This window comes from Sphingopyxis sp. (assembly GCF_050725655.1).
GTDB lineage: Bacteria > Pseudomonadota > Alphaproteobacteria > Sphingomonadales > Sphingomonadaceae > Sphingopyxis.
Genome location: NZ_JBOHHT010000049.1, coordinates 1 through 16,120, shown reverse-complemented (window position 1 = coordinate 16,120; position 16,120 = coordinate 1). Strand labels below are relative to the sequence as shown.

The 16,120-nt window shown below is 65.4% G+C and carries 15 protein-coding genes and 1 tRNA gene; 8 read left to right on the top strand and 8 right to left on the bottom strand.

From position 1 onward, the window contains the following. The first annotated feature begins 17 nt into the window (after positions 1–17). Together ACREBX_RS06310 and ACREBX_RS06305 are read left to right on the top strand one after the other, a co-directional pair. A complete protein-coding gene (locus ACREBX_RS06310) occupies positions 18–1,220 on the top strand; it encodes an acyl-CoA dehydrogenase (RefSeq protein ID WP_431560903.1) in 1,203 nt (400 codons plus the stop codon). 19 nt (positions 1,221–1,239) lie between these two features. Further along, the gene (locus ACREBX_RS06305) at positions 1,240–2,349 is read left to right on the top strand and encodes a CaiB/BaiF CoA transferase family protein (protein ID WP_431560902.1); all 1,110 of its coding nucleotides are present in this window, start codon (positions 1,240–1,242) and stop codon (positions 2,347–2,349) included. Between the two features lie 47 nt (positions 2,350–2,396). Here ACREBX_RS06305 and ACREBX_RS06300 read toward each other — a convergent pair whose 3' ends face one another. Continuing rightward, entirely contained in the window at positions 2,397–4,757 is a 2,361-nt protein-coding gene (locus ACREBX_RS06300; RefSeq protein ID WP_431560901.1) for a TonB-dependent receptor, read from the bottom strand. A gap of 193 nt (positions 4,758–4,950) precedes the next feature. Between ACREBX_RS06300 and ACREBX_RS06295 the strand changes: the two genes are divergently transcribed. Beyond that, complete coding sequence (locus ACREBX_RS06295; RefSeq protein ID WP_431560900.1) at positions 4,951–5,586, top strand: TetR/AcrR family transcriptional regulator; 636 nt, start codon at positions 4,951–4,953, stop codon at positions 5,584–5,586. 1 nt (position 5,587) lies between these two features. Here ACREBX_RS06295 and metW read toward each other — a convergent pair whose 3' ends face one another. Together metW and metX are read right to left on the bottom strand one after the other, a co-directional pair. Continuing rightward, complete coding sequence (metW, locus tag ACREBX_RS06290; RefSeq protein ID WP_431560899.1) at positions 5,588–6,172, bottom strand: methionine biosynthesis protein MetW; 585 nt, start codon at positions 6,170–6,172, stop codon at positions 5,588–5,590. Then, positions 6,172–7,293: a homoserine O-acetyltransferase MetX gene (metX, locus tag ACREBX_RS06285; protein ID WP_431560898.1), complete on the bottom strand. Its 1,122-nt coding sequence runs from the start codon at positions 7,291–7,293 to the stop codon at positions 6,172–6,174. The genes metW and metX overlap by 1 nt, the downstream gene beginning before the upstream one ends. Positions 7,294–7,372: 79 nt before the next feature. Between metX and hisC the strand changes: the two genes are divergently transcribed. Together hisC and ACREBX_RS06275 are read left to right on the top strand one after the other, a co-directional pair. Then, complete coding sequence (hisC, locus tag ACREBX_RS06280) at positions 7,373–8,488, top strand: histidinol-phosphate transaminase (RefSeq protein WP_431560897.1); 1,116 nt, start codon at positions 7,373–7,375, stop codon at positions 8,486–8,488. Next, entirely contained in the window at positions 8,485–9,390 is a 906-nt protein-coding gene (locus ACREBX_RS06275) for a prephenate/arogenate dehydrogenase family protein (protein ID WP_431560936.1), read from the top strand. The genes hisC and ACREBX_RS06275 overlap by 4 nt, the downstream gene beginning before the upstream one ends. A gap of 98 nt (positions 9,391–9,488) precedes the next feature. Here ACREBX_RS06275 and ACREBX_RS06270 read toward each other — a convergent pair whose 3' ends face one another. From ACREBX_RS06270 to ftsE, 4 genes are read right to left on the bottom strand one after another with little or no spacing between them, the layout of a single operon-like run. Then, a complete protein-coding gene (locus tag ACREBX_RS06270; RefSeq protein ID WP_431560896.1) occupies positions 9,489–10,220 on the bottom strand; it encodes a lysophospholipid acyltransferase family protein in 732 nt (243 codons plus the stop codon). Next, complete coding sequence (locus ACREBX_RS06265; RefSeq protein WP_431560895.1) at positions 10,217–10,747, bottom strand: YdcF family protein; 531 nt, start codon at positions 10,745–10,747, stop codon at positions 10,217–10,219. Before ACREBX_RS06265 ends, ACREBX_RS06270 begins: the two co-directional genes overlap by 4 nt. Beyond that, positions 10,744–11,649, bottom strand: coding sequence for a cell division protein FtsX (locus tag ACREBX_RS06260; protein WP_431560894.1), 906 nt, complete (start codon positions 11,647–11,649; stop codon positions 10,744–10,746). The genes ACREBX_RS06265 and ACREBX_RS06260 overlap by 4 nt, the downstream gene beginning before the upstream one ends. Before the next feature lie 10 nt (positions 11,650–11,659). Next, positions 11,660–12,391: a cell division ATP-binding protein FtsE gene (gene ftsE, locus ACREBX_RS06255; RefSeq protein WP_431560893.1), complete on the bottom strand. Its 732-nt coding sequence runs from the start codon at positions 12,389–12,391 to the stop codon at positions 11,660–11,662. Between the two features lie 159 nt (positions 12,392–12,550). On the opposite strand from ftsE, the gene ACREBX_RS06250 reads away from it, so the two are divergent. After that, positions 12,551–13,330, top strand: a complete 780-nt coding sequence (locus ACREBX_RS06250; protein WP_431560892.1) for a zinc-ribbon domain-containing protein — start codon at positions 12,551–12,553, stop codon at positions 13,328–13,330. 31 nt (positions 13,331–13,361) lie between these two features. Here ACREBX_RS06250 and ACREBX_RS06245 read toward each other — a convergent pair whose 3' ends face one another. Continuing rightward, positions 13,362–14,396 (bottom strand): YeiH family protein, encoded by a 1,035-nt coding sequence (locus ACREBX_RS06245; RefSeq protein WP_431560935.1) that lies wholly within the window; start codon positions 14,394–14,396, stop codon positions 13,362–13,364. Positions 14,397–14,526: 130 nt separating this feature from the next. Between ACREBX_RS06245 and ACREBX_RS06240 the strand changes: the two genes are divergently transcribed. Together ACREBX_RS06240 and ACREBX_RS06235 are read left to right on the top strand one after the other, a co-directional pair. Beyond that, positions 14,527–14,603, top strand: a tRNA-Arg gene (locus ACREBX_RS06240). Positions 14,604–14,956: 353 nt separating this feature from the next. After that, positions 14,957–16,105: an IS30 family transposase gene (locus ACREBX_RS06235; RefSeq protein ID WP_431560891.1), complete on the top strand. Its 1,149-nt coding sequence runs from the start codon at positions 14,957–14,959 to the stop codon at positions 16,103–16,105. Positions 16,106–16,120 lie beyond the last annotated feature (15 nt).

Here is a 16,120-nt window from a genome sequence, read left to right as displayed (position 1 = left end):
TTGAAGAAAGCAGACCCATGGCCCTCGCCGATCCGCAGCGCATCGAAGCGCTCGACCCGCTCGATCCCCTCCAGCTCGATGCCGAGCTCAGCGAAGAGGAACGGATGGTGCGCGATACCGCGCGCGCCTATGCGGAGGGCGAGCTGTTGCCGCGCGTCACCTCGGCGTTTCTCGACGAGCGTTTCGACCGCGAGATCATGTCCGAAATGGGCGCGCTCGGACTGCTCGGCGCGACGATCGATCCCGAATATGGCGGCGCGGGGCTGAATTATGTCAGCTACGGGCTGATCGCGCGCGAAGTCGAGCGGATCGATTCGGGCTATCGTTCGGCCTGTTCGGTGCAAAGCTCGCTCGTGATCCACCCGATCAACGCCTATGGCAGCGAGGAGCAGAAGCGGAAGTTCCTGCCCGGGCTGACCTCGGGCGAACTCGTCGGCTGTTTCGGCCTGACCGAGCCCGACGCCGGCAGCGACCCTGGCGGGATGCGCACGCGCGCCGAAAAGATCGAAGGCGGCTACCGCCTCAAGGGCGCGAAAATGTGGATCACCAACTCGCCGATCGCCGACGTCTTCGTCGTGTGGGCGAAGTCGGAAGCGCATGACGGGGCGATTCGCGGCTTTGTGCTCGAAAAGGGGATGAAGGGCCTGTCGGCACCGAAGATCGAGGGCAAGGTGAGCCTGCGCGCCTCAGTCACCGGCGAAATCGTCATGGATTCGGTCGAGGTCGGCGAGGATGCGCTGTTGCCGCATGTGTCGGGCCTCAAGGGTCCGTTCGGCTGTCTCAACCGCGCGCGTTACGGCATCGGCTGGGGGGCGATGGGCGCTGCCGAATTCTGCTATGAAGCGGCGCGCGATTATACGGGCGAACGCAAGCAGTTCGGGCGGCCGCTCGCGGCAAACCAGATCGTGCAGCTGAAACTTGCCAACATGCTCACCGAAATCGCGCTTGGCCTGCAGACGGCGCTGCGCGTCGGCCGGTTGATCGACGAAGGCCGGCTCATTCCCGACGCGATCAGCCTCTTGAAGCGCAACAATTGCGGCAAGGCGCTCGATATCGCCCGCGTCGCGCGCGATATGCACGGCGGCAACGGCATTTCGGCCGACTATCATGTCATCCGCCACGCGGTGAACCTCGAGACGGTGAACACCTATGAGGGCACGCACGACGTTCATGCGCTGATCCTTGGCCGCGCGATCACCGGTATTTCGGCCTTTGCCTGAGCCCGAGGGCTTAAAACCTTTGCGGGGCATCCGCGTCGTCGAACTGGCGCGGGTGCTCGCAGGGCCGTGGTGCGGGCAATTGCTCGCCGACCTCGGCGCCGAGGTGGTGAAGGTCGAGCGGCCGGGCGCGGGCGACGATACGCGCGAATGGGGTCCGCCTTTCGTCTCCGGTGCGGATGGCGAAAATCTCGGTGCCGCCTATTATCATAGCTGCAACCGCGGCAAGCACAGCGTCGCGATCGATATCGCGCGTGCCGACGGGCAGGCCGAAGTGCGCGTGCTGCTGGCCGACGCCGATGTCATCATCGAAAATTACAAGGTCGGCGGGCTCGTCAAATATGGCCTCGACCCGGCGCGGCTGCGCGCCGATTTCCCGCGGCTCGTCGTCTGTTCGATCACCGGCTTTGGGCAGACCGGCCCTTATGCGCATCGTGCGGGGTATGATTATCTCGTCCAGGCGATGAGCGGCTTCATGTCGCTGACTGGCGAGCCCGACGGGCCGCCGCAAAAGGCAGGAATCGCCTATGCCGACATCTTCACCGGCATGTATTCGGCGGTCGCGATCCTCGCCGCGCTGCGACGCCGTGACGTCACCGGCGCGGGCGCGCACATCGACATGGCGTTGCTTGATTCGCAGGTCGCGGTGCTGGCGAACCAGGCGGCCAACTACCTCGCGAGCGGCGTCGCGCCGAAGCGGATGGGCAATGCGCATGTCAATGTCGTGCCCTATCAGGTGTTTGCGACCGCCGACGGCCAGCTCGTCATCGCGGTCGGCAACGACGGACAATATCGCAAGCTCTGCGCGATTCTGGGCATGCCAGAATGGGCCGACGATCCGCGTTTCGTGAACAATGCCGCGCGGCTGGCGAACCGGGCCGAGCTGATCCCGCTGCTTGCGGCGAAGATCGCCGCATGGGACGCGCAGCCGCTGTCGCTGGCGCTCGAGGCCGAAGGCGTGCCCGCAGGACCGATCAACGACCTTGCCGCCGTCTTCGCCGGCCCGCAGGTGGTGTCGCGCGGAATGCGGTTCCGGCCCGAGGGGGCATTTATCGACGGCGTGGCAAGTCCGATCGTCATCGATGGCGAACGGATGGTCGCCGCGACCGGCGCGCCGCCACTCGCCTCATAGAAAAGGGGCGCCGCAACGGACGCCCCTCTCCCCCTTTTATCCGAAGATCAGAACTTCACGGTGCCGGTGACGAAAACCTGGCGCGGGTTGCCGTAGAAGGCGGTGAGCGTGCCTTCGCGGCCGAGCGCCGAGGTCGGAAGGCCGCCCGGGCCCGGAAGGATCGCGCCGGTCGTCGGGTTGACGTTCACGAACGTATAGCCCGACGTCTTATATTCCTTGTTCGTCAGATTCTTGCCGAATACCCCAAGGCTCCAGCGATCGTCGGGCGCGGTGTAGACGAGGCTCGCATCCCACAGCGCGAAGCCATCCTGGTCGATATAGGGGTTCGGGATTTCGAACTGATGGGTCTTGCTGCGATACGACAGCGTCGTGCCGAAGCTCATGTCGCCGTCGCCGACCGGGGTCGAGTAAGCGAGCGTGCCGCTGGCGGTCCATTTGGGCGTGTTCTGCACCTCGCGGAAATCCGACACATCGGTCGGTGTCGGCCGGAGGGTGACCGGGTCGGGAATGTTGGCGATGAACTTCTTATATTGCGCGTCGATAAAGCCGACCGCGGTCGACAGCGTCAGCCGGTCGCCCGCGGTCGCAATATCTTCGCCGAGGCGCGCGCGGCCTTCGAATTCGACGCCCTTGAACGTCGCCTTGCCGGCGTTCGAGACGACGCCGCAGAAGCTCGGCAGGCCGCTGGCCGTGCAGGCGACCGAGCCCGGGATCTGGACGTCGGTATAATCGGCATAGAAGGCGGCGAGCGCGACGTTGACCGCGCCGTCCATCAGGCTGCCCTTGTAGCCGACCTCATAGCTTTCGACCTTTTCGGGGCGGAAGCTCAGGAAGGAGGCGACTTCGGCATCGGTCGGCGCGCCCGGAATGGCGGCCGGTGCGTTGACGCCGACCCCGCGCGGATCGAAGCCGCCGCCTTTGAACCCCTGCGAATAGCTGGCGTAGAAATTATGGTCGGGGGTCGGCTTGAACGACAGCGAGGCGCGCGGCGTGAATTTGTTGAAGTTGCGCTTACCCTCGAAATTGGTGCCCGGCGCACCTGCGGCGACGCCCGCACCGCCGAACACCGGCGATCCGCCGCCGAGATAATTCTGGCGCAGGATTGACGCTTCGCGCTCGTCCCATGTGTAGCGACCGCCGACCGACAAGCTGAGCTGTTCGCTGAAATCATAAGTGAAATCGCCGAACACCGCGAAGGTCTGGGTATCGACATCGGCCTCGGTAAAGGCGGTCAGGCCCGCGAGATTGTTGAAAATGCGGACGTCGAACAAGGTGTCGGCGGTCGCGTCGAGATAATAGAAGCCGAGCAGGCCCTTCAGTCTGTCGCCTTCGTAGAGCAGCTGGAATTCCTGGCTGATCTGCTCGTTGAAATAGAAACCGGGGACGTCGATGTCGACGCCGGGCAGCGCGTCGAAATCGATCGGGGTCGCCGACGTGTCCTTGCGCCAGGCGCTGATCGACCGGATCGTCACCGAGTCGGACAGCTCGGCGGTAACGTTCATCGCAAGACCGTAAGCCTCGATCTCCTGCTTCGGATCGTCGAGGCCGCCGCGGCTGTCGAACACGTCGTCGAGGACGGGGGCGTTGGTCAGCAGCGACGAGATCAGGCGGTGGCCGCCGCGCGGATCGCTTTTGTCCTTCGAATAGTCGCCCGAAATGCGGATCAGCACCGGCGCGCCATAACCGCCGAGTTCGACGGTGGCGCGGCCTGCCCAAACGTCCTTGTTGTAATTTTCGCGGCCGGTGGTGAGATTGTCGCCGAAGCCGCCGCGCGACAGGCGGGCGACCGAACCGCCGACGCGGAGCAGATCGCCGATTGGCGCGCTCGCGGTGACGACGAGGTCGGCCTGATCGTAGGTGCCGAGCGTGCCCTTGATTTTGAGCGAGAATTCCTCCGGAAGCTGCTTGGTTACATATTTGACCGCGCCGCCGATCGTGTTGCGGCCATAAAGCGTGCCCTGCGGCCCGCGCAGGATTTCGATGCGCTCGACATCATAGATGTCGAGCACCGCGGCCTGCGGGCGGTTGAGATAGACGTCGTCGAGATAGATGCCGACGCCCTGTTCGAAGCCCGACACCGGATCCTGCTGGCCGACGCCGCGGATGAAAGCGCTGAGCGTCGAGTTGGTCCCGCGCGAAACCTCCAATGTGGTGTTCGGGGTCGTCTGCCCGACGTCGGTGATGTCGATCGCCCCGGCTTTAGCCAGCGCCTCGCCCGAATAGGCGGTGATCGCAACGGGCACGTCGATCAGTCGTTCGTCGCGGCGGCGTGCCGTCACGATGATCTCGTTATCGCCGGCGTCGGTCGTGCCCGCTTCCTGCGCGAAAGCAGCGGGAGCGAAGGCGATCATGGAAAGCGCGCTGGTGGCAAGGATGGCACGACGCAGCGAGCGGGCGAAAGGACGCATATGACTCTCCCATGTGGCGGGTGACCCCTCGCCACCCTGTTTGCTTTTCTTGGGCTGGTGCTTGCCAAGCCGCGGCGCATCCAATAATGAAACATGAACCAAGTTTCAACTTGGAATGTGAAGCCGTCGTTTTTTGCTTGCCAGTGGTGCGGAAAAGCCACGATGCAGTGACGGAGGGAGGCAAGGGGCAGTCATGGATCAACCGCCAGTCGAGACAGACAATGTCGGGAGCGAACCGCGCGACAAGACACCGCGCACCGAGCGCGGACGCCGCACGCTGCGCAAACTGCTCGATGCCGCCGCCGTCGAATTCGGCGAGCGCGGGTTCCACGAGGCGTCGATCAGCGCTATTACGCGCCGCGCCGGGACTGCACTCGGAAGCTTTTACACCTATTTCGATTCGAAGGACGAGATTTTCCAGGCGCTCGTCCGCTATATGAGCGAACAATTGCGCGACCATGTCACGCCGTTGGTGCAGGCGGCGGCCGACGAGATCAGCGCCGAACGGATCGGGCTCGAATCCTATCTGGGCTTTGTGCGCGCGCACAAAGAGATTTACCGCATTATCGATGAGGCCGAGTTCGTCGACTATGCGAGCTATCGCAGCCATTATGAAACGACGGTCGCGCGCGTCCGCCAGCGGCTCGAGGGTGGCGCGGCGCGCGGGGAGATTCGTCCCGACATCAGCGAGGTTCACGCCTGGGCGATCGGCGGGATGAACGTGTTTCTGGGGATGCGTTATGGATTGTGGGATGAAGAGGCCGACATCGCCGAGATCGCGCGCGTCGCGAACGACCTGCTCGCGAACGGGCTGAAGAAGCGCGACTGAGCTAGCGCGAAATCAGGAAGATCGCATGTTCGGCGCGCCAGCTGGCGGCGGCGTCGCTCGTCGGCCTGTCGCCCGAAAGGTGCCAGACGCGCTCGACCCTGATGCCCCTGGCGCGGACGAGGTCACGAAAATCGCTGACCGTGACATGGTGAATGTTCGGCGTTTCGTACCACGCGACGGGCAGCAGGCGAGTGACGGGCATCCGGCCGTTCCACAGCAATGCAAGCCGCACGCGCCAATGGGCGAAATTGGGGAAGCTGACAAAGGCGCGCGGCGCGATGCGCAGCAATTCGCTCACCACGCGGTCGGGGCGCTCGGTCGTCTGCAGCGTTTGCGACAGGATCGCATAGTCGAACGCGTCGTCGGGATAGTCGGCGAGGTCGCGATTGGCGTCACCCTGCACGACCGACTGGCCGCGCGCGATCGCGGCGGTGACGTTCGCCGGGTCGATCTCCAGCCCGCGCGCGTCGACGCCCTTGTTGCGCAGCGCAACCATCAGCTCGCCGTCGCCGCAGCCGACGTCAAGCACGCGCGACGTCGTGGGCACGGCATTGGCGATGATCGCGAGATCGGGGCGCAGCGCCATCAGAAACCCGAACCCAGGGCGCCGGCGACGAGGCGGTCGAGCGCGGGGACGTCGAGAAGGAAGCTGTCGTGGCCGAAGGGCGCCGACAGTTCGACGAAGCTCGCGGCGGCGCCGACGCTTTGCAGCGCCTGCACGACGCGGCGCGATTCGGAGGTCGGATAGAGCCAGTCGGTATCGAAGCTGACGAGCGTGAAGCGCACATCTTTCGCGCTCGCGAACGCCCCCGCGAGGCGGCCGTCGTGCGGGTCGGCGAGGTCGAAATAGTCCATCGCGCGCGTGATATAGAGATAGGCGTTGGCGTCGAAGCGGTCGGTGAAGGCAAGCCCTTGGTGCCGCAGATAGGATTCGACCTGGAAATCGGCATCGAAGCCGAAGCTCTTGATGTCGCGCGCCTGCAGGCGGCGGCCGAATTTTTCCGTCAGCCCTTCCTCGGAGAGATAGGTGATGTGCGCCGCCATGCGCGCGACCGCGAGGCCCTTGGTCGGCGCACGCGCGCTGCCATAATATTGGCCGTCCTGCCAGTCGGGGTCGGCCATGATCGCTTGCCGCCCGACCTCGTGGAACGCTATGTTCTGCGCCGAATGGCGCGCCGCGCTCGCGATGACGAGCGCCGAGGCGAGACGGTCGGGATAGGCCGCGGCCCACGCGAGCGTCTGCATGCCGCCCATCGACCCGCCGACGACGGCATGAAGTCGCGAAATGCCGAGATGATCGAGCAGCATCGCCTGCGCGCGCACCATGTCGGCAATCGTGATGACGGGGAAGGCCATGCCGAGCGGCGCGCCGGTGGCGGCGTCGGGCGAGGCCGGCCCGCTCGTCCCCATGCAGCTGCCGAGGACATTGGCGCAGATGACGTGGAACCGGTCGGTGTCGATCGGCTTGCCGGGCCCGACCATGCGCGCCCACCAGCCGGGCTTGCCCGTCGCCGGATGGTCGCTCGCGACATATTGGTCGCCGGTCAGCGCGTGGCAGATCAGCACCGCGTTCGACTTGTCGGCGTTGAGCGCGCCATAGCTTTGATAGGCGATCGTCACAGATGGCAGCAGCTGTCCGCTGTCGAGCGGCAGCGGCGCGGCGATCGTCACGCTGTGATGCTGGATATCGTGGAGCAGGCTCGCCATGGTTCGCGCGGGGCTAAGCGGGCGCGCGCACCCTGTCAACGTACTGGACTCGCGCAGCACAGCCGTTAAACGGCGCGGCATGACCGATCGTAGCGCCACTCTCACTCCGAAGCCGTGGATCAGCGGCATCGCTCCCTATGTTCCCGGCAAGTCGGCCGGCGCCGACGGCCGCCCGCTGATCAAACTGAGCGCAAACGAAAATCCGCTCGGAACGGGAGAGAAGGCGCGCGCGGCCTTCGCTGCGGCGCAGGGCGCGGCCGACGCTTTGTCGCGCTATCCTGACCCCGGTTCGATCGAGCTGCGCGAAACGATCGCGGCGAAGTTCGGGCTCGATCCGGCGCGGATTATTTGCGGCAACGGATCCGACGAATTGCTCCACCTCGCGGCGGGTACCTATGCTGGCGCGGGCGACGAGATTCTGTACGTGCGATACGGCTTTGCGGTCTATGAAATCGCGGCGCGGCGCGTCGGAGCGGTGCCGATCGAGGCTGATGATAAGGATTATGCGACCGACGTCGATGCGCTGCTCGCCGCCGTGACTGACAAGACGCGCGTCGTCTATCTCGCCAATCCGAACAATCCGACCGGCACGCTTGCAACGCGCGAAGAGGTTGCGCGGCTCTACGCCGGGCTGCCGAAGAATATACTGTTCGTGATCGACCAGGCATATTCCGAATATCTGTCCGACGCCGAGGATGATGGCGGGCTCGAACTCGCGAAGACGCAGCCGAACGTTTTCATCACGCGCACCTTCTCGAAGATCCACGGCCTTGCCGCCGAACGCATCGGCTGGGGCTATGCCGCCGCCGAAGTGATTTCGGCGCTGCACCGTATCCGCCTGCCGTTCAACGTCACGCGCGCGGGGCAGGCGGCGGCGGTCGCGGCGCTCGGCGACGAGGAATTCGTGGCGCATAGCCGCGAGCATAATGCGACATGGCGCAGTTGGCTGGCGGGCGAACTCGAAAGCCTCGGCAACCATGGCCTGCGTATCGTGCCGTCGGCGTGCAATTTCCTGCTCGTGCTGTTCGAAGGCGATGTCAGCGCCGAGACCGTCTATAACCGGCTGATGGAGGCGGGCTATATCGTCCGTTGGCTGCCGGGGCAGGGGTTGCCAAATGCGCTACGCATGACGATCGGCACCGAGGATGAGACGCGCGGGCTGGCGGCGGCGATCCGCGCCGCGCTGAACGGCTGATGCCAATCGCGCGCGTCGCGATTGTCGGGTTGGGCCTGATCGGCTCGTCGATCGCGCGCGCGATCAGCGAGCGGCTGCCGCAGGTCGCGGTGACCGGCCATGACGCCAGCGCCGAGGTGCGCGAGCTCGCGCGCGAACTCGGCCTTTGCGATACGATTGTCGATGACCCGGTCGCCGCGGTGGCGGACGCCGACCTCGTCATTCTGGCGGTGCCGGTGGGCCGCATGGCTGAAGCGGCGGTCGCGATCGCGCCGGGGCTGAAGCCCGATGCGATCATTTCCGACGTCGGTTCGTCGAAGGCGGGCGTTGCGGAGGCGCTGGCAAAGGCACTGCCCGATCATATCGTCATCCCGGCGCATCCGGTTGCGGGGACCGAGAATAGCGGCCCGGCGGCAGGCTTTTCGACGCTGTTCGAAGGCCGCTGGTGCATCGTCACGCCGGGCGCAGGCGCGCCCGAAGACGCCGTGGCGGCGCTCACCGGCTTCTGGCAGGCGCTGGGCGCCAAGGTCGACATCATGGACGCCGCGCACCACGATATGGTGCTCGCGGTGACGAGCCATTTGCCGCACCTCATCGCTTACACGATCGTCGGCACCGCGAGCGAGCTCGAGGAAGTCACCGAGAGCGAGGTGATCAAATATTCGGCGGGCGGTTTCCGCGATTTCACGCGTATCGCGGCGAGCGATCCGGTGATGTGGCGCGACGTGTTCCTCGCGAATAGGGATGCCGTACTCGCGACCTTGCAGCGCTTTAACGAGGATCTGACGGTCTTGCAGCAGGCGATCCGCCGCGGCGATGCCGACAAGCTCGAGGACTGGTTCACGCGCACGCGCGCAATTCGCCGTTCGATCATTGCCGAGGGGCAGGACGATCCGGCACCCGATTTCGGGCGCAAGCACTAACCGAACCTCAATTTCCGTTCGTGTCGAGCGAAGTCGAGACACCCGGCGGGATAGCGCAAGGCCGAGGGGCATCTCGACTTCGCTCGATGCGAACGGAATTAGTTGGTTTGCTTAGCTTCCAGCAATGCCTCAGGCGGGTTCAGTGCATTGATCGCGACGCGCACGCGTGTTTCGGCGTCTTCGCGCGGCAGCCCGGCGGGGATCGTTTCGCCGACCTTGTAGGTGATCGTGCCGGGCCATTTGACCCAACGGCGCGGCGGAAAGGCGAGGCCGCTGTTCACCGCGACGGGGATCACCGGAATATTGAGCAGGCGGTACATGCCGGCAAAACCGGGGCGTAGTTGCGGCGCTTCGCCGTGCGGGACGCGCGTTCCTTCGGCGAACAGCACCAGCGGACGGCCCGCGGCGAGCGCGGCCTTCGCCGCGCCGAGCATCGCGCGCATCGCCTTGCCGCCGCCGTCACGGTCGACCGGGATCAGGCCGTAAAAGCGCGCCGCCTGACCCCAGACGGGGATCGAGAACAGCTCTTCCTTCGCGAACACCGCCGGATGCCTGAACAGCATCGGCTGCTCGACCGTTTCGAACGCCGATTCATGCTTGAAGACATAGAGGACCGGAATGTCGGGCATCTCGCCGTCGACGACGATCGTCTGGCCGAGCAGGAAACGGCAGAAGATCCGGTGCGCCTGCGCCCATATCCGCACGAAGAAGATCGTGCCGCGGTGCGAGATCGGCAGCGCGATCACCCCGCCGATTGACGAGATGCTGCTCATCACGAAAAAGGCGATCCAGAACAGGATCGAGCGGACCAGGGCGATGGTATATCTCACAGGCCGAGCAGCCCGCCCGCCAGTCCGGCCAGATATTTGTGATATTCGCGGAACAGTGTCGCGAAATTGGGCTGGCTGCGCACCGCGTCGGGCAGGATGGTCACCTTGTCGCCGACCGCGCGGCCGATTTCATATTCGGCGCGGCGCATATGCCAGTCGGTAGTGATCAGCCGGATGCTCTTGTACTTGCGGCGCTGCGCCCAGGTCGCGACCTCGGTCGCGTTCGAGCGCGTATCCTCGGCCTCGAACCCCAGCGCGATGCAGCAGTCGAACAGCGAAACCGGGCGCTTGTATTCGGCCGCGAGTTCGCGCGGCTTCACCTCGCGCGCAACACCGCTGATGAGGAGGCGCTTGGCATCGCCCGCCTCGAGCCGTTCGAGCGCGCGGTCGATGCGTCCCGGGCCGCCGGTGAGTACGACGATCGCGTCGGTCTTTTGCGCCTCTGCGGGCAGCGGCAGCAACAGCGCGAACCATGCGAAGCCGAGCATCCAGGCCAGGAACAACAGGGAAATCAGGCGCTTGATCATAAAATCTTCTTGAGCGCCGCGAGCAAGGTCTGGCGCGCGGTGAGGGCTGCGAGCGCGATAGCCAATAGCGGCAGCGCCAGCAAGAGCGCCCAGCCGGCGGGGCCGAACGAGGCGGTTGCCGCAAGTCCCGATGTGACACCCGCCCATTGCCAGCCGATCAAGAGCAGGAGCGCGGCGGCGACGACGGTGCCGAGCGCGATGCCATAAGCGGTGTCGATCGCGATGCGGCGCTGGAACAGCCGCGTAATCTGGCGATCGGTCGCGCCAATCAGGTGGAGCATCTCGATCGTCGGGAAATGCGTTGCGAGCGCGGCGCGCGCGGTCATGATCACCACCGCGGCACTGGCGAGCGTCATCAGCAGCACCATGCCGCCCGCGATCCACGCCAGCGAGCGGATCAGCCGCGCGACCGGGCCAAGCCATTCGGCGTGCGGAATGATCCGCGCGCCGGGCGCCTCGCGCGCGACCAACGCCTGCAACTGGCGCATAGGACCGGTGCGGTCCTCGCCGACAAAGTCGATGTCGACGAGCGCGGGCAGCGGCAGCGATTTCAGCACCGGATCGTCACCCTCGGCTGCGCCGAACCATTGGCCCAGCGTCGCCTGCAATTCTTCCGGCTCGACCGCGCGCGCCGAGAGGACGAAGGGCTGCGCGGCGGCGGCACGGCGGAGCGCCGCGGCCTGTTCGGCGCGCGTCACCGGGTTCGCGGTGACGATCTGCACCGTCACGCGTCCGGCGATCGCGGCGCCGATTGCGTTTGCTGAGCGGGCCAGCCCGACTCCGGCGGCGGCGGCGAGCAGGGTCAGCATCATCAGGATCGCGATCACCCACGGGGTCGGGCCCGACAGGCGGCGGTCGGGAAGCAGGCGGCGATGCTGGACGGGAACGCGCGGGATGATCATGGGCGCCCCGCTATGTCCTGTTCGCCGGCGGGTAGCGCAGCGCGCCGGTGGGGTCGGACAGGCGCCCCCGTTCGAGTCGCATCATCTGCGCATTCTCGATACGGCTGATCAGGTGGATATCGTGGGTCGCGACGACGACCGTGGTGCCGAGGCGGTTCAATGCCTCGAATAATCCCAGCAAGCGCATCGCCATTTCGGGATCGACGTTCCCCGTCGGTTCGTCGGCGACGAGCAATTGCGGCCGCGCGATGACGGCGCGCGCGATCGCGACGCGCTGTTGCTCGCCGCCCGACAGCGTCGCGGGGCGGGCGTCGGCGCGATCGCCGAGGCCGATCCAGCTCAGCATTTCGCCGACCGGGCCCGACAGATCCTCTTCGCTGACCCCCGCGATACGCAGCGGCAGTGCGATATTGTCGCGCGCCGAAAGGTGCGGGATCAGGCGGAAATCCTGGAACACCACGCCGATACGTCGGCGAAAGCCCGGAAGGCGGTGGCGCGGCATCGCGACCAGATCCTCGCCGAACAGGCGGACGATCCCGCGGCTCGGCCGCTGCGCGAGATAGAGCATCTTCAAGAGCGAGGTCTTGCCCGCGCCCGATGCGCCGGTGAGGAAATAGAAGCTGCCGGGTTGGAGGTTGAAGCTGATGTCGCTCAAAACCTCGGCATCGGGGCCATAGCGGAGGCCGACGCCGTCGAATTCGACCATCGCGCCGCCGGGCCGCGCCGGAGAGACGTCCGTCATGGCGTCGCCCGCGCGCGATGGCGCGCCAGCGTCGGGTCAAAGAACAGGGGCGCTGGTCCGCTCATCAGCCAGCATCTCGCACGGCTATCCACAGAGGACAAGACGGGAGTGGGCACGCGGCGCTTGCAACGCGCGAATCGGCGTGTTTAGAGGGAGCCCATGATCCTTGCCTGCCCGTCCTGTCACACGCGCTATGTCGTTCCCGATACGGCGATCGGACCCACGGGCCGCACTGTGCGTTGCGCCAATTGCCGCCATAGCTGGTTTCAGGAGCCCGCCGCAACGCCGGTAGGGGCCGTGGTCGCGCCCGTTCCAAGTGCGCCGGAACACGCCGCGGCGCCTGCACCGGCACCGGCTCGCGAAGCAGCGCCGGGATCGGCCGCGGCCTATTCCGATTTTCCCGAACCCGATCCTGCGCCCGCGCGGGCTCCGCCGAGCTTTACTGCCGAGCCCCCCCCGCGCGCCGTGTCCGTGATCGACGATGCGCCCTTGCCGTTCCGCCGTCCGCGGCGCAATCCCGCGAAGCGCTGGACGATTATCGCCGCGAGCGCGGCGGCGCTGATGCTCGCGGCGACCGCGGGGCTCATGTATTTCGGCCTGCCGGGCTGGGCGCAGGGCCTCGGCCTGCCGGGCGGGGTCGACGAGCCCGACCTGGTGATCGAGCTGCCGCCGAACCAGGATCATCGCGAGCTGGTCGACGGCACCATCTATTTCGCCGCGTCGGGGGTGATCATCAACCCGACTGATCGCGAACAGCGCGTTCCGCCGATCCTCGCCGAACTGCGCGATGCACAGGGGACAATCGTCTATAGCTGGACGATCAAGCCGCCGGTGCGCATGCTGCCACCCAATGAAAAGGTCAATTTCAGCGAGGCGAAGCTCGATATTCCGCGCCGCGCGACACAGCTGACCGTCAGCTGGGCGCTGCCGAAAGGCTGAAATATAAACCCGTTAGGGCGACGTCACGGCGTCACAGGCTGAGCGCGGCGGCGAGCGAGAGCAGGAAACTCGTCAGCGTTGCGACGATGATTGGCGCGAAGCTCCGCCATCCCTGATCAAGCAGCAGGTGCAGCCGCGCTTTCATCGCGGTCGCGACGATGGCGAGCAGCAGCAGTGCCTGCGCGCCTGTAGCCGCTGTGTCTTGAGCGATTTGCGGGATGGCGATGAGCGAATTGAGCGCGGCTACGCCAAGGAAGCCGAGAATGAACCACGGCAGGCGCAGTGGAATCCGCGTCTTGCTGTCACCTTCGCCGCTGCGGCCGAGCCAGAGCGCGACGAGCATCAGCATCGGCGCGAGCAGCGCAACGCGGGTCAGCTTGACGATCGTCGCGACCTCGCCCGCCGGCTGTGAAAAGGAAAAGCCGCCGCCGATCGCCTGCGCGACGTCATGGATCGACGCGCCGATCAGGAATCCCGCCTGCGCATCGGTCAGGCCGAGCTGCGCAGCCAGCACCGGATAGAGCGTCATTGCGAGCGCGCTCGCGACGGTGATCCCGACGAGCGTCAGCGTGAAACGCGCCTGGTCGACGCGCTTGTCGCCGATCAATGAATAGAGCGCGAGCGCGGCCGATGCGCCGCAAATGGCGGTCGCGCCGCCCGCGAGCAGCGCGGCGTGCCGGTCCTGCGCGAACCACCGCGCGCTTGCTACGGTAACCAGAATGACCGCGAGCATGATCAGCACAAGCAGCGCGAAGGGCAAAGGCCCGAGTTCGACGAGCTGTTCGGCGGTGATCCGCGCGCCGACGAGCACGATGCCAATGCGCAGCGCGGTCTGCGACATCAGGTCGAGTCCCGCGTGGGTGCGCTTGTCTTGCGAGAGGAAGCTCATCGCGAGGCCGATCAGCAACCCCATCAGCACCAAAGGCGCAGCATAATGGTCGGCGAGCCACGCAGCGGCGAGCGCCGCGATGGCGGTGACAAGTACGCCGGGCATATAGTCGCGCCAGCGCCGCCTTGCGGGCGGATGCGCCTCAAGCTGCATCTCGCCATAAAGATCGGCGGCCATCGGCCAGCTTTGTTCGGATGACCTCACGCTATGTTCCCGATGCCCATGGCGCCGCTTCGCACATCGCCGCCCTCTGGTCGATAGGCCATTGCTGGCACGGCGCGGGCTTGCTAGAGGCCGCGCTCTATCAGCACCCGTAGCTCAGCTGGATAGAGCGCTGCCCTCCGAAGGCAGAGGCCAGGGGTTCGAATCCCTTCGGGTGCACCATTTTTCCTTATATTTCAGTTGGTTGATAGCGCTTGAAAAACTCGGTCTAGCGGCCGGATTTTTCGGCGTAAGCATTTCGTACGCATTGCGAGGGCGATACTCGCGTTTTTTGATCTACTGCGGCCCGAATCGACTGGTATTAATTGATATGATTCCAGTGCTTTAGAAAATTCTCGGAAAAAGCCCGGGACTGACATCTGCCTTCGTTGCAAATGGGTCTAAGTGCGCAGGCTGTAGCCAGACCTACCAAGTGATAGCCGCTAGTTGCTTCCACTTGGGCGTGGCTGCTTTCCACCGGCGGGTTCAACGGGTCATCGCAACACGTTCTATCATGTCAGATGCGGAGAACGGTGATGGTGACGTCGCGTGTGTGGTTTACGTTGGAGCAGAAGGCGGAGCTTTGGGATCGCTGGCGGAAGGGCGAGGGCATTCCGGCCATTGCGCGCGCGTTAGAGAGGAGGAACAAGTCGGGCGTTCAGCGGATTGTCTCTCTCCACGGGGGGATCGCGCCTTTGGCCCGGCGCAGGGCGAAGGCGGCGCTTCGGCTGGAAGAGCGTGAAGAGATTTCCCGCGGCGTGGCGGCAGGTCGATCGATCCGCAGGATTGCACGCGATCTGGGTCGCTCGCCATCGACGATCAGCCGGGAGATCGGCCGCAATGGCGGATGCCGGACCTATCGCGCGACCCTGGCCGACAAGGGCGCCTGGGACCGGGCATTGCGCCCGAAGCCATGCCGTCTCGCCTGCCGTGCCAGGTTGCGATGGCGTGTCGCCCGCAAGCTTGCTTTGCAATGGTCGCCGGAGCAGATTTCGGGTTGGCTGAAGCGGGCGTTCCCGAACGACGAGGACATGCGCATATCTCACGAAGCCATCTATCGCAGCCTCTTCATCCAGGCCCGCGGCGTGCTGAAGAAGGAACTGACCGTTCACCTGCGCACGCGGCGGCAGATGCGCCATGCCAAAGGCGCGAGGATCAAGACCGGACAAGGGCAGATCCTCGATATGGTATCGATCCGCGAACGACCGGCAGAGACGGAGGATCGCGCCGTGCCTGGCCATTGGGAAGGCGACCTTCTGACCGGGGCGAACGGCAGCCACATCGCCACGCTCGTCGAGCGCCACAGCCGCTTTACGATGCTCGTCAAATTGCCGAAGCGGGACTCGGCAACGGTCGTCGCCGCGCTCGCACAGCATATCCGCAAGCTTCCGAAGGAACTGCGCCGATCCCTGACATGGGACCAGGGCAAGGAGATGGCCGCCCACAAAAGCTTCACCGTCGCCACCGACGTGCAGGTCTATTTTTGCGACCCCCGCAGTCCCTGGCAACGCGGCACCAACGAGAACACCAATGGCCTGCTACGCCAATATCTGCCGCGCGAGACCGACTTCTCCTCCATCCCTCAGAACGGCCTCGACGCCATCGCCCTGCGCCTCAATCAGCGACCGCGAAAAACCTTGGACTTCGAAACTCCCGCAGATAGTATCCAAGCCGTGTTGCGATGACACGTTGAACCCGCC